At 29.6% G+C, this 20,640-nt stretch carries 17 protein-coding genes and 1 tRNA gene; 6 read left to right on the top strand and 12 right to left on the bottom strand.

Going from position 1 to position 20,640, the window contains the following annotated elements; all coding sequences use genetic code 11:
- Positions 1 to 54: 54 nt before the first annotated feature.
- Complete coding sequence (locus tag HY951_15150; GenBank protein ID MBI5541400.1) at positions 55 to 582, top strand: hypothetical protein; 528 nt, start codon at positions 55 to 57, stop codon at positions 580 to 582.
- 95 nt (positions 583 to 677) lie between these two features.
- Here the strand turns inward: HY951_15150 and htpG are convergent, their stop codons facing one another.
- The 5 genes from htpG to HY951_15125 form a co-directional block, all read right to left on the bottom strand.
- Positions 678 to 2,726 carry a molecular chaperone HtpG gene (gene htpG, locus HY951_15145; GenBank protein ID MBI5541399.1) on the bottom strand — a complete coding sequence of 683 codons (2,049 nt, stop codon included), beginning with the start codon at positions 2,724 to 2,726 and terminating at the stop codon, positions 678 to 680.
- A gap of 174 nt (positions 2,727 to 2,900) precedes the next feature.
- Positions 2,901 to 3,437, bottom strand: coding sequence for a response regulator (locus tag HY951_15140; protein MBI5541398.1), 537 nt, complete (start codon positions 3,435 to 3,437; stop codon positions 2,901 to 2,903).
- 74 nt (positions 3,438 to 3,511) lie between these two features.
- Positions 3,512 to 4,405, bottom strand: coding sequence for a hypothetical protein (locus HY951_15135; GenBank protein ID MBI5541397.1), 894 nt, complete (start codon positions 4,403 to 4,405; stop codon positions 3,512 to 3,514).
- 130 nt (positions 4,406 to 4,535) lie between these two features.
- Positions 4,536 to 5,717: an aspartate aminotransferase family protein gene (locus HY951_15130; protein MBI5541396.1), complete on the bottom strand. Its 1,182-nt coding sequence runs from the start codon at positions 5,715 to 5,717 to the stop codon at positions 4,536 to 4,538.
- A gap of 54 nt (positions 5,718 to 5,771) precedes the next feature.
- Positions 5,772 to 6,503: a response regulator transcription factor gene (locus HY951_15125; GenBank protein ID MBI5541395.1), complete on the bottom strand. Its 732-nt coding sequence runs from the start codon at positions 6,501 to 6,503 to the stop codon at positions 5,772 to 5,774.
- 179 nt (positions 6,504 to 6,682) lie between these two features.
- On the opposite strand from HY951_15125, the gene HY951_15120 reads away from it, so the two are divergent.
- A complete protein-coding gene (locus tag HY951_15120) occupies positions 6,683 to 9,487 on the top strand; it encodes a S8 family peptidase (GenBank protein ID MBI5541394.1) in 2,805 nt (934 codons plus the stop codon).
- Here the strand turns inward: HY951_15120 and HY951_15115 are convergent.
- Both HY951_15115 and HY951_15110 read right to left on the bottom strand, forming a co-directional pair.
- On the bottom strand, positions 9,482 to 10,150 hold the full coding sequence (locus tag HY951_15115) for an RNA methyltransferase (GenBank protein MBI5541393.1): 669 nt from the start codon (positions 10,148 to 10,150) through the stop codon (positions 9,482 to 9,484). The genes HY951_15120 and HY951_15115 overlap by 6 nt on opposite strands.
- A gap of 57 nt (positions 10,151 to 10,207) precedes the next feature.
- Positions 10,208 to 10,480 carry an HU family DNA-binding protein gene (locus HY951_15110; protein ID MBI5541392.1) on the bottom strand — a complete coding sequence of 91 codons (273 nt, stop codon included), beginning with the start codon at positions 10,478 to 10,480 and terminating at the stop codon, positions 10,208 to 10,210.
- A gap of 379 nt (positions 10,481 to 10,859) precedes the next feature.
- On the opposite strand from HY951_15110, the gene HY951_15105 reads away from it, so the two are divergent.
- From HY951_15105 to HY951_15095, 3 genes are all read left to right on the top strand, one after another.
- Positions 10,860 to 10,946 (top strand) — tRNA-Ser (locus tag HY951_15105).
- Positions 10,947 to 11,183: 237 nt separating this feature from the next.
- On the top strand, positions 11,184 to 12,449 hold the full coding sequence (locus tag HY951_15100) for a site-specific integrase (protein ID MBI5541391.1): 1,266 nt from the start codon (positions 11,184 to 11,186) through the stop codon (positions 12,447 to 12,449).
- 141 nt (positions 12,450 to 12,590) lie between these two features.
- Positions 12,591 to 12,761, top strand: a complete 171-nt coding sequence (locus tag HY951_15095; protein ID MBI5541390.1) for a hypothetical protein — start codon at positions 12,591 to 12,593, stop codon at positions 12,759 to 12,761.
- A gap of 8 nt (positions 12,762 to 12,769) precedes the next feature.
- On the opposite strand, the gene HY951_15090 is transcribed toward HY951_15095, so the two are convergent.
- Genes HY951_15090 through dndC form a run of 5 tightly spaced genes read right to left on the bottom strand, consistent with a single transcriptional unit; the run spans position 12,770 to position 20,060 of the window.
- Positions 12,770 to 13,702 carry a hypothetical protein gene (locus HY951_15090; GenBank protein ID MBI5541389.1) on the bottom strand — a complete coding sequence of 311 codons (933 nt, stop codon included), beginning with the start codon at positions 13,700 to 13,702 and terminating at the stop codon, positions 12,770 to 12,772.
- Positions 13,695 to 15,038 (bottom strand): ATP-binding protein, encoded by a 1,344-nt coding sequence (locus tag HY951_15085; protein ID MBI5541388.1) that lies wholly within the window; start codon positions 15,036 to 15,038, stop codon positions 13,695 to 13,697. Before HY951_15085 ends, HY951_15090 begins: the two co-directional genes overlap by 8 nt.
- Before the next feature lies 1 nt (position 15,039).
- Entirely contained in the window at positions 15,040 to 16,617 is a 1,578-nt protein-coding gene (locus HY951_15080; protein MBI5541387.1) for a DndE family protein, read from the bottom strand.
- A complete protein-coding gene (dndD, locus tag HY951_15075) occupies positions 16,607 to 18,724 on the bottom strand; it encodes a DNA sulfur modification protein DndD (protein ID MBI5541386.1) in 2,118 nt (705 codons plus the stop codon). Before dndD ends, HY951_15080 begins: the two co-directional genes overlap by 11 nt.
- Complete coding sequence (gene dndC, locus HY951_15070) at positions 18,705 to 20,060, bottom strand: DNA phosphorothioation system sulfurtransferase DndC (protein MBI5541385.1); 1,356 nt, start codon at positions 20,058 to 20,060, stop codon at positions 18,705 to 18,707. Before dndC ends, dndD begins: the two co-directional genes overlap by 20 nt.
- Before the next feature lie 307 nt (positions 20,061 to 20,367).
- Between dndC and HY951_15065 the strand changes: the two genes are divergently transcribed.
- The gene (locus HY951_15065) at positions 20,368 to 20,574 is read left to right on the top strand and encodes a hypothetical protein (GenBank protein MBI5541384.1); all 207 of its coding nucleotides are present in this window, start codon (positions 20,368 to 20,370) and stop codon (positions 20,572 to 20,574) included.
- Positions 20,575 to 20,640: the final 66 nt, after the last annotated feature.

Below are 20,640 nucleotides of genomic sequence, written 5' to 3'. Positions count from 1 at the left end.
AAAATTTTATTAATTTTAATTCTTAATATTGTATAATTCAAAAAAACATCAAATATGAATTTATTATTTGTAATTATTTTAGTAATCGTAACAGGAGGAATTGTTTTTTTTACAGTATTTTATGTACTGAAAATGTTTCTTGATAATGAAAATAAAAGAAGAATTCATGAAACGGATAAACAAAATTTAAAACTTATAACACCCGTGAGGTTACAGGCTTATGAAAGGATTATTTTATTTCTGGAAAGAATTTCTCCAAATTCATTAATTGTTAGATTGCAAGCCCCAGGAATGCAAAGTCTTCAACTACAGATGGAAATGCTAAGTTTAATACGTGCAGAGTTTGAACACAATCTTTCGCAGCAAATTTACATGTCAGATAGGGCATGGGAGGTTGCTAACAGTGCAAAAGAAAATGTAATTAAGCTGATTAATATTTCTGCTGAAAATGTTGATAAAGATGCTCCTGCAATAGAACTTACTAAACAAATTATGGAACAATGGGTAAATACTAATCCCAGTCCTGTAAAAACAGCTATTGTTTACATTAAAAATGAAGTTTATACTTTGTTTTATAAATAATATTCTCTTTAGATTTAAATGAAAAAGCAAGCTCTCGCTTGCTTTTTCATTTAATATATACCTGAAAGATTTTTAAACCTGTTAGGTATGAAATATTATTTTATTAAATCAACACTTCTTTTTACAAATTTGTTTAGTGCTTCACCTTTTAGTAAATTATGTGATAAGAGTGCAAGATCAATTAGCTGATTGACAATTTTATTACTTTTTCCAAAATCCTCAAGTACTGTTCGTTTTTTGCCTTCAATTTCTTCAATTTGTTTTGAAAGCTCCTCTTTTTTATCTTTTTCAGTTGATAAAATTTCTTCTTCCTTTTTACCTTTTATGGTTTCATCCAATTTTATCTTTTCTAATTTAAGAGGATTAAGTTCAGTTGAGAATTCCTGCAGAGATTGTTTTAAATCTTTATTTTTTTGTTTAGTGAGCTTTGTTACTAATGGGTGACTTGCATTTAGTATTAATGAGTAACTGTCAGGTAAAGCACCGTACATGCCATGTCCACCACCTAATGCTGACATGTCTTTCATTCTTCGCATATATTCTGAGCGTGTAATTAAAACAGGAGAATCGTTTTCGGAAAGTGCTTCGAATGATACAAAGAAACGATCACTTTCAGGTAAAGCACCTAAAAACATATGACGAAGTTCCATTTGTTCGTCTTCTGTTAAATCAACTTTTTTAACTTCTTCTTTCTCAATTAATTTTTCAATTGTGTCGGCATCAACGCGCTTAAACATTGTGTTTTTAAGTTTGCCTTCGAGTTGATTTATAAAATGTGGGTCGAGCTGACCATCCATAAACAAAACATCATAGCCTTTATTTTTTGCTACATCAATATATGTATATTGTTCTTCTTTATTTGTAGCATATAAATAGATTGCATTTTTATGCTTGTCTGTTTGGTTTTCTTTTACTAGTTTTTCATATTCTTCAAGTGTAAAACATTTATCGTCAATGTTTTTTAGAAGTACAAATTTCTCAGCTCTTTCATAAAATTTTTCATCTGAAACCATTCCGTATTGAATGAATATTTTCAAATCATCCCATTTCTTCTCAAATTCGGGGCGTTGATTTTTAAATAATTCCTGAAGTCTATCAGCTACTTTTTTTGAAATATGTGATGATATCTTTTTAACATTAGGATCGCCTTGTAAATAGCTTCTTGAAACATTTAGCGGAATATCCGGTGAATCAATTACACCATGAAGTAATGTCAGGAAGTCGGGAACAATACCTTCAACCTGATCTGTAACAAATACCTGATTGCAATAAAGCTGTATTTTGTTTTTCTGGATTTCGAAATTGTTTTTAATTTTTGGAAAATATAAAATACCTGTAAGGTTAAACGGATAGTCAATATTCATGTGAATATTGAAAAGTGGCTCGTCAAAAGAAGCTGGGTAAAGTTCTTTGTAAAATGAATTGTAATCTTCTTCTTTTAATTCAGATGGTTTTCTAATCCACAATGGTCTTGTGTTGTTTACAATATGATCTTTGTTTGTATCTTCATATTTACCGTCTTTCCATTCTTTTTCTTTTCCGAATGCTATTTCAACAGGCAGGAATTTACAGTATTTTGTTAAAAGTTCATTTATCTTAGATTCTTCAGTAAACTCTTTGTTCTCGTCATCCAGATAAAGAACTATAGTTGTTCCAACGTCAGTTTTTTCGGTATCTTCAAGAGTAAATTCAGGAGAGCCATCACATGACCATTTTACTGCTTTTGATCCCTCTTTATATGATAAAGTTGTTAACTCAACTTTTTTTGCAACCATAAAAAGAGAATAGAATCCTAAACCAAAATGCCCTATAATATTAGCATTGTCTTTATATTTTTCAAGAAATTCTCCTGCGCCAGAGAATGCAATCTGATTTATATATTTATCAACTTCTTCAGCTGTCATTCCAATACCATTATCGGCAACTGTTAAAGTATTATTATCTTTATTAACACTTAAATTAATTCTTAAGTTTTCCACATTGCCTTTGTATTCGCCATGTGATGCTAAAGTTTTAAGCTTATTTGTTGCATCTATTGCATTTGAAATTAGTTCGCGAAGAAAAATTTCATGTTCAGAGTAAAGAAATTTCTTTATAATCGGAAAAATATTCTCGGTGGATACACCAATTGAACCTTTTTGCATAATATATGAATTTTAAAGTTTGTGTGGCAATTTTCAAACTATATGCCATGTGATAAAGTATGACAGAACGTCAGTGGTATTAATAATTTAATTGAAATTCTTAAATATAGCTAATTGCAGCGATTTTATAATGTGTCAAAATTTCTGTAGAATAAATGCAGAATAAAATCTGATTTAATTAAAAATAAATTCAGTTAAAACGTAATAAATGCCTAATAAAGCTACAATTACTGTTAAAGTTAAAAAAAGAACTCTAGTAGAAAAACTTTGACTTTTTGTAAGCTTAAGTCTTTTTTCGCTAATAATAAATTTTACATTATTCTGAATTCTTAAAAATGAATTTTCATTTTTTTTGATAAAAGATACAGCTCCGCATTTAATAGCATGAGTAGCAATATCGATATCGTCAATGCCGGATAGCATTATTACTTCAATGTCAGGATTAATTACTCTGATATTTTTTAAAATCTCGATTCCGTTCTTTCCTTGTGGGTTAGCATTGGATTTAAAAAGGTAATCCAATATAGCAATATGAATCTGTCTTTTGTTAAATGGATTTTTATTTATGAATTCAATAAATTCTTCTCCACTGGCAAAGGAGTATATTTTATAATCTCCAGTCTGCTCAAATTTCGTTCTTAGTATCTTATTGAGCAATTCATCATCGTCAACAAGGTATATGTTAATGTCTGATTCTTTTATGTTTACCATTTCCTTTTAAGAAAGTTTTAGGGGATGGTAAAGTAGTAAAAAATTTGATAAAAAAAATGATAAACTTTGTTCTTTTAAGGTGTTTTTTGACTAATCTTCTTTTTCTTTACTTTAGGATTAGTTACAAATATATCCGAAACCAATACCCATTTTCCCTTAACAAGTTGCAAACCATCAAAAGACCCGTCTGGTCCATAAAACTGAAATTGCCCTTTTTCGGAAGGTTTTGATGGGCTTAAATGATCAAAAACAATAGCTTCAACTACGTCATTATATTTACAAGTCATACTGGCTTTAATAGAATGCTCGAAAATTATTCTTTTCTGAAGTTTATTAGATATTTTAAAGACAGATTTTCCAAAAATTGGTTTCCCTGAATTATTAAATGACAATACTTCAATTATTTTTTTATTTGTGTAATAATTGTTACCATCCCAACCAAAAAGAATATATAAAGATTTATTTCCCTCAGTATAATCATGTATTCCATAATAAAGTGCACCAAACCAATTGTAATAGCTTAAAGCCATACTTTCTGGCTTTGTTATTGAATCAGATTTGTCGGTTAAAGTGTATGTGTTAACAATGTTTTTTTTCGTGTTTTTATACTGAACAAATCCATAGTATTTAAAACTGCCATCACTAAATTTAGTGTTCCATGTTATGAGTCTAACATTTTTGTCAGCAGAATAAATCTTACCTGTATGTTTTAAAGAGTCGAAAGGGTAATCGAAAGAGTTTTTTTGCAAAAGTGTTTTAGAAAATATTTTTTGAATAGTATCATTTAAGGAGTTTTTTTCAAAGTCTGTTCTTAAAAACCTTGTGTCGTCACGCGTAAATAATGAATCGAATAGAACTTTCAATGTGTTCTCATTTTCATGAAATCCGGTTTCCTGAGCAATTGTGTTTTTTATTGAAAATAAAAAAGAAAAGAAAAATATTAATAAATAAATTTTTTTTGCTTGCATGTTTTTTATGACTCCTAATAAACTTATTCGAAAATACGAAATTAGTATGATAATCTATTATTGTATTTTTAGATAATTACTAACGTCATTTTAATCACTATTATTTTGGAAAATGAGATAAGTTAATTTTTTAAAATGTTAGTGATTCAATTATAGTTTTACAGCTAAACTCAATTTCTGCTTTTGAAATTACAAGAGGAGGAGATATTCTTATTGCAGAATCGCAAAATAAAAACCAATCAATTATTACTCCTTTTTCTAAGCAATAACTAATACATTTTTTTACTGTGTTAAAGTTGTCGAGTTGAATTGCAAGCATTAAACCTTTACCACGAACTTCTATAATTCTGTTATGTTTTAACAGTTGTCGGAAGATTTTTTCTTTTTCTGCAATCTGGCTGATTAGTTTTTCTTCTTCAATAATATTTATTGCAGCCAATGAAGTTGCGCAACTAACAGGATGTCCGCCAAAAGTTGTAATATGTCCCAGTGCAGGATTATTACTAAGGCATTGTATAATTTCCTTTGGAGCTATAAATGCACCCAGTGGCATGCCGCCACCAAATGCTTTTGCCAAAACAATGATGTCGGGAATTATTCTGTATTGTTCGTAAGCAAAAAAACTACCTGTTCTTCCCATTCCTGTCTGAACTTCATCAAAAATTAATAAAGCTCCGGTTTTGTTACATGCTTCTTTAATTGCTGTTAAAAACTCAGGTGTTGCAGGTATATAACCTGCTTCGCCTTGCACGGGTTCAATTATTACACAAGCAGTTTTTTTAGTTATTTTTTCAGCATCTTCGGGATGGTTAAATCTGATAAAATCTATTCCATCTAATAACGGTTCAAATTTTTTTGTGTATTCTTTGTGACTGATAAGACTTAATGCAGCATGAGTACTGCCATGATATGCATTTTCGCAAGCGATTATTTCTTTTTTGTCAGTATATCTTTTTGCCAGTTTTAATGCTGCTTCAACGGCTTCGCTTCCAGAATTTACAAAGTAAACAGAATCAAGTTTATATTTTGTAAGCTCTGCAAGTTTTGTTGCTAAAATTACCTGAGGGTGCTGGATATACTCGCCATACACCATTAGGTGCAAGTTTTTATTTATTTGTTCAGTGGCTGCCTTTATTATTTGGGGATGAGAATGCCCGATACTGTTTACCGAAATTCCTGAGATTAAATCGATGTATGATTTCCCTGTATTGTCATAAAGATAAACTCCTTCAGCGCGTTCAATTTCTAATAATATTGGGCTATCGGAAGTTTGTGCAATATGTTTAAAAAATAATTCTTTTAATGCCTGCATAGGCACAAAGATAATTAACAATTTTAAATAAGAAGTTATTGTAGGAGTGAGGAACTACTTAACAATCACATTAATTTCGCTAAGTAATTTATCTTTATATGATTTTCCTACGGGTAATAGTTTAATTCCTTCTTCGAGTTTAATAATGATAGAATTATCTTCAATTCCCTTAATTCTATTAATATTTACAATGAATGAACGATGTACCCTTTTAAATTTCTTTACAGGTAATTTATCTTCAATTGACTTCATTGTAAAATGAATTGTGAATTTTTCGGTATATGTGTTTACAATTACGTAATTTTCAAGAGCTTCAATATAAAGTATATCGTCATATTTTAAGCGAACAAGAGTAGAATTCTTTTTAATGAAAATTTCATCAATGTCTTCTTTCTGATCTGATGGACGTTTAATTGAGATAATGTCATCTATGCGTTTAAATGCCTTGTCAACAGCTTTGTAAAAACGAGCGTAAGTAATAGGTTTAAGTAAATAATCTGTTACATCATATTCAAAAGCTGTGATTGCGTATTTGTCTTTGGCTGAAACTATTATTATTTGAGATGAAACTTCTTTAAGTGTATTTAAAAATTCGATACCGCTCATATCAGGCATTTCAATATCAAGAAAAATCAGGTGAATAGGATCCTGACAATTTTTTAAAGAATTAATTGCTTCAACAGCATTGGAGTATGTGTTAATTAGGTTCAGTGAATCAGTGCGCTTTACGAATTCTTCAAGAACTTTTCGCGACATTTTGTCGTCATCTACAATAATACAGTTCATAACAGGGTAAATTTACTTTATTATTACAAAAATAAACTATAATTTTGAATTAGTCAATTTTAAAAATGCTTTTGTCATTAATAACAATATTCTCGTGAACAAAAAAAGCTATTTTGCTAAAATTAAACTCTCTATTTTTACGGAACATTCGTAAATTGGTTATAAATTATTTTTTAAGAATGAAAAAATATATAAGTATTTGTTTTATAGTACTGTTATCCTTGAATTTGTTTTCTCAGAATGATAACACTACATTAACTGATCCTATTGTAAAAGGTAGAATTATTCTTAAAATTAAACCTCAATACAAATCTTCATGTAATTTAACTGAAATTAATATTACCAAGTACAGCGATTTAATAACTTCATTTAATTGTAAATTAAATAAATCGTTTCCTTTTGTATCTGCTCCAACAACATCAAAAGATAAATATGGAAATAAATTGGTTGATTTAACAACTTTATATGAACTTACATTTGATACAACCATCAATATTTCAAAAATTGTTTCTGCATTTGCTAATTTGTCAGAAACCGAATATTGTCAGCCGGTTTACTTACCCAAGGTACTTGTGTCTACTAATGATCCTGGTGTCGTTGTTCAATATTGCTTAACAAATATTAAGGCATTTCAAGCTTGGGATCTATGTAAAGGTGACAGTAATATTGTTATAGGTATAACAGATACAGGGGTCGAAAATGCGCATGAAGATTTGATAGATAATATTTATTATAATTATAATGACCCCATTAATGGAATTGATGATGATCATGATGGTTATGTTGATAATTTCAGGGGGTGGGATATGGGTAATAATGACAATAGTCCTGAGTGGAATGAAGATGGATTCAATAATGATCCTCATGGAGTATATGTTTGTGGTCTTGCTGCAGCAAGAACAAATAACGGAAAAGGTATCGCAGCTCCAGGCTATTTTACTAAATTTTTACCTGTAAAAATTACTGACTCAACGGGAGTTTTAATAAGGGCTTATGAAGCTATTGTTTATGCTGCCGATCATAATTGTTCGATTATTAATTGTTCATGGGGTGGGCAAACCCCTCATCCTTTCGGTCAGGATATTATTAATTATGCAACATATAACAGAAACGCGTTAGTAATTGCTGCAGGTGGAAATTCTGGACATATTAATAATGAAGTTTTATATCCCTCTGCGTTTGATAATGTAATTTGCGTTGCTGCTACAAATCAGACTGATTTAAAATGGAATCATTCACAATATGGTAATCAAATAGATTTATGTGCTCCAGGTGATAATGTTTATTTAACGACAAAGAATAATGGTTATACTTTTGGATGGGGAACATCTTTTGCTTCACCTATTACTGCATCATGCGCTGCACTTGTAAAAAAATGGTATGGAAATACTATTAACGCAATTCAATTAGGCGAAATATTAAGAATGACTTGTGATAATATAGATACTATTCCTGGAAATTTACAATATGCAGGAATGCTTGGAAGGGGAAGAATTAATTTATACAGAGCAATAACTGATTCACTTCCACCTTCAGTTAAATTTATGAATTACAGATTAGTTAGTAATTCAGGTGATTTTATTAAGCCGGGTGATACAGTTCAAATGCTTGGAGATTTTATAAATTACTTGTCACCGACAGCTAATTTGCAAGTTAATATTAGTTCAAATAGTAACAATGTTCACTTTATTAACAACTCTTATAATTTTGGTGTTATTAATAAATTGCAAACCATTTCTAATAATTCTGTGCCTTTTGTTTTTTATGTAGATGAAAATTCTGAGCATGATGAAGAAGTTATATTTACTATACAGTATACAGATTCATTGTATTCAGACAAACAATTATTTAAGATTGTTATAAATAAAAGTTATGTTGATATTGATACAAATAACATTACACTTACATTAACTTCAAATGGCAAGTTAGGTTATAATAATTATTACCCTTTACAAGGCTCAGGTGTTCGCTATAATGATGGAGATACTCAATTATATGAGGGTGGTTTTACAATTGCACAGAATAGCTCAAAACTATTAAAATGTTTTAAAGGAAGTAATGATTTCTCTATATCTAAAGGCTTACATCCTGTTAGTCCAATGGCAAATGCTTCAGAACAGTGGAGAGCTGTTTTTAATGATTCGTTGGCAGGTTCTTTAAAATTAGATGTAAAAGTTAAGATGGAAGCAATTGAGTGGTGTACTCCTGAAAGATCTGATTTTGTATTTCTAAATTATACAATTTATAATAATAAAAATGAAAGCCTAGATAGCTTATATGCTGGAATTTTTTGTGATTGGGATATTGTTAATTTGCTCAGAAATAAGTCACTTTATAATCAGTCGTTGCGTCTTGCTTATTCTTGGTATACTGGTTTAACGAACTTATATACAGGGATAAAGCTGCTTTCTGAGCAAAATGGCTATAATTATGCTTTTGATAATATTCCAACAGGTAATGGAGGAATTAATATTTATGATGGATTAACGAATGTTGAATTATTTCAGGCATTAAAATCTAATCGCGATTCTGCCGGTAGTACTGCAAATGGAAATGATATTTCTAATCTAATTAGTTTTGGTCCTTTTGGTATAGGGGCTAATGATTCAATCAGATTAAGTTTTGCAATTTTAGTTTCAAATAGTCTATATAATATTGAGCAGGCAGCTGCAAATGCACAAATACTTTACGATTCTCTTTATGCAGGTATTACTGAGAATAAACATAAAACAGATTTTCTAAATGTTTATCCAAACCCATCAAGCGGTAGTTTAAATCTATTTTTTAACTCAAATTCAAATTCAAGGGCTGTTGTAAGAATATATGATATTCAGGGTAAAGAAGTATTTGCACTAAATGAAATAAAAATTAATTCGGGAGAAAACAGAATTTATATTGAAAGCAAATTACCAGATGGAGTATACATGCTTAAGTTAAATACGAATTCGGAGGTATTCTCAAAAATGATAGTTGTAAAACTATAATTTTTGGGCTGTATTAATTATTAAATCTGATGATTTTACTGAGCATTTAAGCCAGTCTGCCAGAATTTTTTCTTTCTCTGAATCTGTAATTTGCCAGTTTATTTCTGTGTTTTTTATTCTTTCAATTAAATTTGATAAAAAAATTGCTGCCGAAACTGAAATATTAAAACTTTCAGTAAATCCATACATCTGAATTTTAACAAACTCATCTGACAGATTTAGTGCTTCATCAGTTAAACCAGTAAGTTCAGTTCCAAAAAGTAATGCAAATTTTCCTTTCTTAATGTCAAATTCATTTAATTGTATTGCGTTATGATGTGGGGTTGTTGCAATAATTCTATAACCTTCTTTTTTTAATTTTAATAGAGTTTCTTTAGTGTTTGCTGCTTTATTATTCCCAGAGTTTATTGTAAGCCAGTTAGATGCGCCTAAAGATATTTCAGGATTAGGTTTAAATTCATTCCTGTTTTCTATGACATTTACATTTTGAATTCCAAAACAATCACAGGTTCTTAATACAGCACTGGCATTGTGAGATTGAAAAATATCTTCTAAAACTACAGTAACGTAGTTTGTTCTATTTTCAATAACTTTTTTAAATGTATTAAGCCTTTGTTCTGTAACAAATTTCGATAAAAGTTCAATTATTTGAGTATTTTCCATAGAGCTAAAAAAAAAGAGGGAGTATAAAATACTCCCTCCAGTCTAAAGTTTAATAAATTACTTGATTGTGCCAGTTAATTCACTTCCTGGTTTAAAACGAACTACTTTTTTAGCAGGAATAGAAATTTCTTTACCCGTTTGTGGGTTTCTGCCAGTTCTTGCACTTCTTTTTGAAATTGCAAATGAGCCAAATCCAACTAAAGCAACACGGTCACCTTTTTTTAGGGCTTTTGTTGTTGAAGCGATGAAAGCATCAATAGCTTTTTTTGCATCAGCTTTTGTCATTTTTGTGTCGCCAGCAATGGCATCAATCAATTCAGCTTTGTTCATAAAATTTGAATTTAAGGGTTAATGATAATTACTAAAAACAAAATTTGTACACAAATGTAAAACAGTATGACTGTTATGCAAATATATTCGTCAAAAAAAAGTAAAATTGTTGATAAATGCAGGAATTTGTTAATAACCAAATGCATTTATGTAATGTTTGTAAGGGTTGTAGCAAATATTTATTTTAAGATACCCGTAATATATGGGTTTAAGTATGTAATTTTCATTTAAAGGTTATATAATGTATAAAAAACATTACTATAAGTTGCTCTATAGTAGAATAATATGTAAATATCATCAAAATTATTCATGAAAATTAATATTTTTACGAAATTATATATGAATATTTAAAGCATAATATTACTTTTGCATTCTCATTGGAGAGATGGCAGAGTGGTCGAATGCGGCGGTCTTGAAAACCGTTGTTCGAGCGATCGGACCGGGGGTTCGAATCCCTCTCTCTCCGCAAGCACAAAGAGCAAGTCCTTGAAAAAGCCCGAAAGTCCAACGGACATGGGCTTTTTTCTTTTTAATCCCTGCGGAGTTTTTGAAAGAAATAACCTAATCCGACTGGTTGTCTGGCTGGACTTTTTCATTTTTCCTTAGTCCAGCTAATCCGGTGCTTATTCGCTGATTTTCACATATTTTCATTTTTAAAAACGAACTGGTTAACGTAATTTTAACTTATAAAAAAGGAGGATTTATGGAAACCAGAAACAAAATCGCTTTTTCGTTCTACGTTAAGCGGACAAAACCCCTTAAATCAGGGGAAGTGCCAATTTACTTAAAAATTAAAGTAGATGACACGCATGAAGAACTTGCTACACTTCGTAACATTTATCCCGAAAAATGGAGTGTTGCTAAAAATGGTGCAGCCGGAACATCAAAAGATGCAAAAGAGTTAAATGCTCATTTGCAGCATGTAGTTGGCTGTTTAAACGAACATGTTAAAATGCTAAGGGAAAAGGATAGGGAGATTACGGCTCGGACTATAAAAAATTCTTATCTCGGAATTATTAATGATGAAAAGAAAATTGTTGAATTATTTCAGGATCATAATAAAACAATTAAACTATTATCATTAAAGAACAAGGATTTTGCACCTGCAACCGTACAACGTTACGAAACCTGTTTACTTCATTTAAGCAGTTACATTAAAGAAAAGTACAAGGTAAATGATATGCTTATTAATAAGATGAATCCTGACTTTATTAAGGGTTTTGAACTTTACCTTAAAACTGTCCGTAATTGTGCTCATAATACGACAATGAAGTACATCAAAAACTTTAAGAAAATTGTTCTTAACGCTTTTCGGAATGGATGGCTTAAACATGACCCATTTGTAAATTTTAAATTACGCTTAAAGAAGGTCGATAAGGAGTTTTTAACCGAAGATGAACTTGCACGTCTTCTGAATAAAAAAATCGGCATAGAACGCTTAGAATTCGTAAAAGATGTATTTTTATTTGGTTGCTTCACTGGTCTTGCATATTCTGATATTAAAAATCTGAAACAAGAAAATGTTGTAAAAGATGAAAATGGACGTTTGTGGATTCATACCCGAAGAATGAAAACAGACATGATAAGTCATATTCCACTTTTACCTATTGCATTGCAAATTGTAGAAAAATACAAAAACAATCCGTATTGCATTGTCAACGATGTTTTGCTTCCGGTTTATACAAATCAAAAATTGAATGCTTATTTGAAAGAAATAGCAGACATATGTGGAATTACCAAGCATATCTCAACACATACTGCACGACACACATTTGCCACAACTGTTACTTTAAATAATGATGTTCCTATTGAAAGCGTTTCAAAAATGCTTGGTCATAGCACTATTAAAATGACACAACATTATGCTAAACTCTCAGATAAAAAAGTTGGTATTGATATGGAAAAAATACAAGATAAATTTACTACCGAAAAGGTGAGTTTACATTTTCCGCCCATATGTCAAAATTAAATTAAAAGCCCTGTGAAATCAGGGCTTTTTTTATTTTAATCTTTGAGGTAAAGTGAAAATATTTGAAATTTCAGGCATAAGAAACGGCAAGTGAAATAATAATAACAAATCACCGTATTTTTGAATAAAAAGAAAATATTTATGTCAAAAGTAGTAAAAACACAAACGCAGTTAGAAGAAGAATACGGCATTTGTCATAATACTTTCCGCAAATGGATTAAACCGATTGAAAAAAAACTGAAATTAGTAAAAAGAAGACCACTTCTTGCATGGCAAGTTGAAATGATCTATGAGTTTTTGGATAAACCGTAAAAGAATAATTAAAGTCTTATATCATAATAATTTGGCAAATATTTATATGTTTTTTTATACTTTTCAATATCAGTTTCACTTACAATCTTTTTTGATAATAATTTCTGTTCATTAGAAAATAAATAATTATTTACTAAATCGATTTCCTTTCTTGTTAAATTTGGTATTTTCAATCTATATGGTTCGTCATTTAGAGAAATAAAATCGAAATCCTTCAAATCTAAATCAGTTATATTTTCATTTTCACTCATTAGCACACCACCAAAAGAAAACATTTTAGCTCCTTTATTTTCCTCATAGAGAATATTAAAAAGTTGGTTAAACCGTAAAGGATTTTCATTTTTATTTCTTTCAATTATTATTTTAGATATTTGATCTAACAAAAGGGTTCTTATTGTCTTATAATTGTTTTCAGAAGAAAAGTCAATATTACTAATATCATAAGGGGTCTTATTTCCAAATATTTCCTTAAATTGTTCTTTCGTATATTCAGACCCTGTCTCGCTAAATTTAAGTTCTCTATTGCAAGTTATTATATAAATACTGCCAGCCATTAACTTGCCAAATAGCAATGTTAAGTCATCAAAAAAATAGTTATCTAAAGTACCATCATAATCTAACCAAACAATTGTTTTTTTATTTAAGGGAATATCATTTAATGCGATTGTTGAAAAGGACTTTTTTATTTTGATAAATGAAAAGGGAGAATTAAATTGTAATTTCTCTATTGAGAATTCTCCTCCTTCAATGCTTATTAATTCGTTAATATGAAGCTCTTTATGGAATAACTTAAAATCGGTAAACGCTAAACCGCCAAAGCCAATATACTGATAATCGCCTCTATAGTAATTACAAATTTTTTGAAAACACGATAAAAGCATTTTCCGTTCAGTAAATTTAAACGGACGTATCTCATAATTTAATTTCTTTGGACTATTCATCAGAAAACTCTTCCATTTTTACATAATAATTAAAAATATATTCACCAACTTCCTTGAAATTCTTAACTCCAATTTTGTTTTTTATATTGTTTGCAAGAATATAAGGTACAGAAAAAGATATTCTAACTTGTTCTTTTTTTGCAGCTATTACATCGTAATCAATAACTGGGAAAATAAAAGTTCTTATTTTTTCAAAAACGACCTTTTTTAAACTGTGTACAGTTACTTTATCTTCCTGCTCCCCTAGTAATTTTCTATATTCGTTTGCATCATCTAATTTTCTGATTTCTTTTAAAAAGCTTAAAACTGATGTCATTCCTTCTCTCATGTAAAACAAAGTTTTTTTGAAAACTTCTGAGGTGGCATCAATTCCTTTTTTAGTTGTAGTTAGTGGCAAGTCCATTGTTTCTTCTGAATCAAGAAACACAACCCCCTTAAACATGACATAATCAACATGCCAGCGAGGAATATTTAATGTTCCCCAACCAGTAATTTCAGATTTCTCAGCAACTACAACTAAACGATCATTACAATATATATACCATCCTGAAGAATTGGGGTCTCCAACATAGCTTAACCCTGCAAAAATTTTAATCTTAACATTATTAAAAGTTGTTTCAAAAAAATATGGTTTAGATTTATCATTAAATATTTCAATCCCTTTTTTTTGCAACTTAACACCATTCAATATTATTGTTAACCCTTTTTCTAAACTAAAATTTAATAACCGCTCTATATCTTCTTGTAAATCATTTAAAAAACCATTATCACTGAAAAAGCTACCAACCTCAGTATTTAAATTAGATACGTGAATATAAGTACCGTTTTTATTTAAATTTGAAGCTGTCCCATTAATTAAGCTATAATTAAAATTCCAATCATCAAATTCAGAGGTGTTACCATCTTTGTCCTTGATTGTTATCGTTTTTTCTTTCCATTCTTTAACATCAACACTGACATTAAAATGGTCTGAATCTGTTTTTGATTCAACAATAAAATTCTGACCAATTTTAAACAATGCTCTTTTCATTCCAACACCAAAACGACCTATTGAACCACCTGTTTTTGGAGCATCGTCAGGTCTGCCAAATCTAAACGCATATTTTTGTGCAGTTTCTAAAGAGAATCCACCACAGTTATCTTTAACTATAAATCCGTCCTTATTTATGTTAATTTCAACAACTAAACCATCGTAATTGTCAGGGTCAATATTATTTGCACCATCAATTGAATTATCAAGCAAATCAATAATTGCATCTCTAATTGAAATATCCCTTGTAATCATTCCAATAAAGAATGATTTAGTGGGGTTTCCTTGAATTATATTTTCATTCATATTATTTCCTTTCCCAAAACTGATTAACTTTAAATAATTTAGCAACGTCAAATTCCTTATTATTTGAAATTGCTTGACCTGTTGCAATCTTTTCCATACTTCTTGCAATTTGTTTGCTATTATTACCCGACAGACCTAAAAATTTTTCCATTACTTTTAAGTTTTTATCTTTAATATCAAGTAAAAATGCAATTTCACACATGGTTGAAAAATCGAAATCGGGTTGATTATATTCTTCAATTCCTTGCGATAAAAGAACAACAGCAACTCCTTTCGACCTTATCTCTCGAAGCATCTTTTCTAAAATACTTTGATATTTTTTTTCTTTAAAAATCACATGTGCTTCGTCAATTAAAATTACATACCTCATTGCTTTTATACTTTTCTCAACAGGACTGTTATCCATGTTCATAAAAGTGTTGTATATATAATTTATAATTAAAAACAGTGAGGTAAAACGAACAGAATTTGATAAATCTCCCGATAAAGAAAGATATAGATTTTTTGCGAAAAAATTTGATTGATTTTTTGGATCGTCAATAAATATCTTATATCTGCTTAATTCATCCATTATTTCGGTAAGAGTATCTTTTTTATCACCTACAATTTCTTGTAAATGGTCATTTATCTTTTTTATTGATGGATATGTGCCTCCTTTTTGTTCAATGAAGGCTTCAAGTGCAGCTTCTCTCAGTTTTCCTTTCTGTTTAATTCCAAGATTTGAGTATTTACAAACAATGTCAACAAATTTATCTATTCCCATGTTTTTATTTACCTCATTTACATTATCAATAAATGTCAATGGATTTACTGGAAATGGAGTTTGTGGAACATCTATAAATTCAGTTTTTGTGGAATTAAAAAAATGCTCTAACTCTTTAATGTCTTCTTGTTTCAGTCCTTTAAAATCGAGGTAAATAAAATTAACATGACCATTTGACTGTTCATTAATTTGCGAGAGAAACTCTAATGCAAATTGTGTTTTACCGGTTCCGGAATTTCCAGCTACGGCAATATGACAATTATTATATTTACTCGTATTGTTTAAACTTACATGTATAGGGTCTCCATTGTCGATTTTCTTACCAACTTCAATTTTAATAGGATTTGAATAATAAGATTTTTCAATATGTTGTTGATTGTTTTTAACTGCATCAAGTGAAACGACCAAGTCAGTTAATGACAAAGCCCCTTTCTCTATATGCTCTGCTAAGAAGTCAAAAAAAGTATAATTAAAATTATCTTGAAAGATTCCATCCATTAATTCAAGTCCATGATCAATATGAAGTTTAACATATTTAGGAATATTGTCATTAGTTTTATATATTCCATAATGTTGACAAATCATTGCAATAAAAAAATCACGGTATTTAGCATCGAATAAAATATGATCTTTATATTCCTTACCTTTTGAATCATATATAATATTATCGTTTGCTGTAAATTTTTTTCCTGTTTGCAAAGAATAACCTAAAGCTATCCTTGCAATAACATTTTCTTTAGTTCCATTAGGTAATTTAGAAGTTAATTTTCTAACTACTTCTTGGTTCTTTTCTGAAGTTCTTATATTAATTTGCATTGTAAGTTTCGTTGTAGATAGTTAAAAAATTATCTGGTTCTGTTTCAATAAATACTGATTTTTCATTAGATATATTATTAATAAGATAAGTTCTACAAACTTTTGGCAACAATTGATGATATTCCTTTTCAGTCAATTCCTTGTTTATTAACGGAAAAATTACAACTTGTTTTGAAACATTTGGATAAAAATACTTAATAATATTTTCAGCATGTTGTTCATCAAATTTCTGCATTGGACTATCAATAAATACTGGAAATTCGATATCTGACTCATCAACCAAAGCATTCAATAAAGCTGAAGCATACATTTGTCTTTCTCCCATAGACAAAGAACCTTTGTCTAATATTTTATTGCTCTTATTGTACAATGTTATATCAATATCTTCGCCAGTAATACTAATATCAACTTCAATTCTTTTAATAAAATCTTTTTTATGCATTAAAGTATGTAAACCTTTGAGCATTTTACTTTCTAAAGATTTCTTTTTCTCTTCTTTAAAAAGAGAAATAAAGTTTTGTAATTTTGTTATTAATTGTTTTGTCTTTTGTTCTTTTTCAGAATATTCACTTGAATCATCAATCTTTTTTCTTAAAATTTCTTGTCTTTGTTTGAAAATCTTTATTTGATTATTAAATTCTCCTATTTTTTGATTAATAGTTTCAAGTTCATTGCTAATAGATAGAATACGTTTGTCTAAGCTTTCTTTTTTTCTTCTCAATTCGGAAATATATTCATCTTCTGCACTTTTTTCTGCATCTCTAATTTTTCGACTTATTGAATCTAATTGATTTTTTAAATATGAGTATTCGGTATTTAATCTTGAAAAAGTTTCTTTAAAACTATGTTTAATAGAATTAACCAACTGATTCAATTCATTTGTTTCAGAATTTGAAAAATCATGTAAAGCGTTAAAGTTATCAGGAACATCAGGGACGTCAGAAAAGAAATACTTTTTAACAAGAAGTTTAATTTGCTCTTCATAAAAATCTCTTGTTTTAACATCTAAAACAAAATCTAAATTAATTCTTCTTTTTTCAATGTCTTGACGTATTTGCGTGATTTTTGCATTTACATCATCTTGTTTATATTTTTGTTCTGTTAAATTTCTTTCATTTATCAATTGCTCTGTTATATTCATTAAAGTTTCACCTGCAAGAGCAAACGGAATAATATCAAAGTAGTCTTTTAAACTTTCCTGAACATCTATTTTCTTTTGTTCTAACTTAGATTGTTCATCTTTTAATAAGTTCAATTCTTCGAGTGTCATTTTATCACCCTCTTTAATAAGGCGTCTTTGTAGATCTTCCGTTTCCTTTTCTTTTTGATTTCTTTCGTGTTTTAAGTCATCAATATCACCAACAAGTTTTTCAATTTCAATTTTTGTGTTTTCAATGTTTGTATGCAATTGATTTAATTCTTCTTTTTCTTCGGGTTTTGCAGAATGTCGCCTATATTCATCTTGTTTTTCTTCAAGATTAGCTTTTAAATCCTCATATTTTTGAATACCCAAAACCTCTGAATATGCTTTACTTAACTGCCTTCTTTGATTATTTGAGTTAATTTCAGCAAGTGAAACAATCTTTTCAGCATCAAAAAAGAAAAACTTTGCTATCTCAATTGGTAATATAAAGTCTCTAATAAAAATCTCTTCCCCTTTTTGATTTTCCTTTGTTAAATCTTCAATCAGTTGATTTTGATAACCGTCTATTAATACTTCCACCCTATCAGAAGTATTTGATACTATGTTATAACTACGTTTAATAGTAACTTCATTGCATGTAACATCTGGTATTTTAACACCAGAAAATGTAACCGAAACTGAAAATTCCGAAAGTCCTTCCTCGTATGCTTTTCTATTTAAGCTATTTGAAATGTATTTTGTATAATTTCCTTTATCTTTAATTTCTTTTTCATATAATTCATCAACTTTTTCCATTTGCTTTCCATAGAGACACCAAACTAATGACATTAAAAAGGTTGTTTTACCAAAACCATTTTTTCCGCTGATTACTATAATGTTTTTATCTTCAGAAGGGAGAAGCGATATTTTGTTTTTCCCTTTATAAATCCTGAAATTATTCAGTTCAATTTCTTTTATGTACATTTTTTGTCTCTTTTTTAAGGTACTTTTCAATTACTCTTTCCATATCATCTTTTAAACCTCTTTTTCGATTCAGTAGTGCTTTATTTTTTTGCATTATTAAAAGCTCTTGTATTAAATCAAAATCAGAAGCTTGGTCACTACAAACTCCTTTAAGTAAAGCAATCTCCTTTTGAATTTTTTCGTCATTTTTCTTCATATCAAGTTCTTTATTGTAAACTTTGTTATATATATCTGAAACTCTATATTCAAAACATAAATCACGATGCCATATAACTTGAATTGCAACTAATTCCTGATTTGTTATAAGTTCTAAATGTGTTTTTTCAATTTGTACTTCTCTTTGGGCAATTAAAACTTGTTCTAATAATTTTGCTCGGTATTTAGGTGTATAATTTCCTTGATAATGTCCTTCTTCTGAAATAGCAGATTGACCGTTTCTTCTTGTTGGCATCCTATTTTTAGATATGTTTCTTTCTTCAACCATACTTGCTCTTAAATCCAATAATGGCTTTAACCATTGATAACCTTTACTAACCATTGCTGTCATTGACTTATCCTCTTTTACGACAGTGCAAGTCCAACAACCAAATCTGCTTTGTCCGCAGGACGAATGGCTTTTATCTGTAACCATTGTTGGACATTCATAATCATCGGCACTTGCATCAACATATATTTGAAAAAGTTTTGAATTATCAGCACCCCAAGGCGAAGATATTGCATTTATGATATACCAAACTTCCTCAAGCATTAACTCTTTTATTGGGGAATACACATATGTGTTGTGTTGGTGAGGGTGTTTTGTTAGTCTCTTTCCTTTTATTTCATGTTTTTTAATTGATTTTGCTCTTGTTGCACTTTCGGCACTTCTTGTTCCAATTAATATAATTGCTTCTCCGTTTTCAGCTACTTGATCTGTGATAAATCTTGAAGTGGGTTTAATTTTCATTTTGTCAGTACACCAGCGAAAAGCATTATTTGGAACAGGATAACCTCTGCCAAGAATATTTACCCAAAAAGTATCTTCTAAACGAGGTATAGTTTTTTGTACTTCGATTGGTAAACCTTGTTCAACAGCAGCTTGTTCGATTTTTTTTAAAATCTCAAATACATAATCTGTAACAATTGGATTTTCAACCAATGTATCATTACAAACCACATAAATTTTTCGATTCCTTAATTCATGAGGTATTTCTTTAAGAGCAAGCCAGACTAATTGCAAAAGAGCAGTAGAGTCTTTCCCTCCACTAAAACCAATAATCCAAGGACGTTGAAAGTCATCGTCCATTAAATATTGGTCTTCAAGTTCTGAAATTATATATTTAATTCTTTTAGACATATTTCCGTATTAAACTTTCAAAGTTAATACTTTTTCTTTGAGTGCCAACAAGATTGCAACTGTTTGGTAATCTGAAATAATAACATATAAATATACAATAAATTTCATAACAAAGAATTATTCTGCTCAATCTTGTTCATTTTCATTCAAGAATTATCAATTTCTTTCATCCATTTTCAAGCATTTTCATTTACATTCATTTTTCATCATTTTCATTCACGAATTTTCAAGAATCATCAAAGCGCACTTTCGCCCTGCCAGAACTTTGTAGACATAAACGCCCGACATCGGGAAAAACAACAAAGAAATGTCACACAACGATCAAAATTCAGTCATAACAACGTTCTCCGGTATCTTCGGAGGAGTTGGTAAAGCCTTATCAAATTATAATGTATTTGCAAATATCTCCCTGCAAGGTGTGTTTGAAGTTGCTTTTTATGCAGCAATATCAGCCCTTGTAGGCTTTGGGGTAAAACTTCTTATTGATTACATCAAAAACCAAATCCGCAAATGAAAACCATTTTCAAAATAGGAGTTCTTGGCGGTATTGCCTATGGTATTTACTGGCTGTTCGGGATGA

The organism is Bacteroidia bacterium, from assembly GCA_016218155.1.
GTDB lineage: Bacteria > Bacteroidota > Bacteroidia > Bacteroidales > GWA2-32-17 > GWA2-32-17.
This window is presented reverse-complemented; position numbering and strand designations above follow the sequence as displayed.

Bases quoted from the DNA above. Each gene is read 5' to 3' on its own strand.
- HY951_15150 (MBI5541400.1), top strand. From the start codon at position 55: ATGAATTTATTATTTGTAATTATTTTAGTAATCGTAACAGGAGGAATT.
- htpG (MBI5541399.1), bottom strand. From the start codon at position 2,726: ATGCAAAAAGGTTCAATTGGTGTATCCACCGAGAATATTTTTCCGATT.
- HY951_15140 (MBI5541398.1), bottom strand. From the start codon at position 3,437: ATGGTAAACATAAAAGAATCAGACATTAACATATACCTTGTTGACGAT.
- HY951_15135 (MBI5541397.1), bottom strand. From the start codon at position 4,405: ATGCAAGCAAAAAAAATTTATTTATTAATATTTTTCTTTTCTTTTTTA.
- HY951_15130 (MBI5541396.1), bottom strand. From the start codon at position 5,717: ATGCAGGCATTAAAAGAATTATTTTTTAAACATATTGCACAAACTTCC.
- HY951_15125 (MBI5541395.1), bottom strand. From the start codon at position 6,503: ATGAACTGTATTATTGTAGATGACGACAAAATGTCGCGAAAAGTTCTT.
- HY951_15120 (MBI5541394.1), top strand. From the start codon at position 6,683: ATGAAAAAATATATAAGTATTTGTTTTATAGTACTGTTATCCTTGAAT.
- HY951_15115 (MBI5541393.1), bottom strand. From the start codon at position 10,150: ATGGAAAATACTCAAATAATTGAACTTTTATCGAAATTTGTTACAGAA.
- HY951_15110 (MBI5541392.1), bottom strand. From the start codon at position 10,480: ATGAACAAAGCTGAATTGATTGATGCCATTGCTGGCGACACAAAAATG.
- HY951_15100 (MBI5541391.1), top strand. From the start codon at position 11,184: ATGGAAACCAGAAACAAAATCGCTTTTTCGTTCTACGTTAAGCGGACA.
- HY951_15095 (MBI5541390.1), top strand. From the start codon at position 12,591: ATGTCAAAAGTAGTAAAAACACAAACGCAGTTAGAAGAAGAATACGGC.
- HY951_15090 (MBI5541389.1), bottom strand. From the start codon at position 13,702: ATGAATAGTCCAAAGAAATTAAATTATGAGATACGTCCGTTTAAATTT.
- HY951_15085 (MBI5541388.1), bottom strand. From the start codon at position 15,038: ATGAATGAAAATATAATTCAAGGAAACCCCACTAAATCATTCTTTATT.
- HY951_15080 (MBI5541387.1), bottom strand. From the start codon at position 16,617: ATGCAAATTAATATAAGAACTTCAGAAAAGAACCAAGAAGTAGTTAGA.
- dndD (MBI5541386.1), bottom strand. From the start codon at position 18,724: ATGTACATAAAAGAAATTGAACTGAATAATTTCAGGATTTATAAAGGG.
- dndC (MBI5541385.1), bottom strand. From the start codon at position 20,060: ATGTCTAAAAGAATTAAATATATAATTTCAGAACTTGAAGACCAATAT.
- HY951_15065 (MBI5541384.1), top strand. From the start codon at position 20,368: ATGTCACACAACGATCAAAATTCAGTCATAACAACGTTCTCCGGTATC.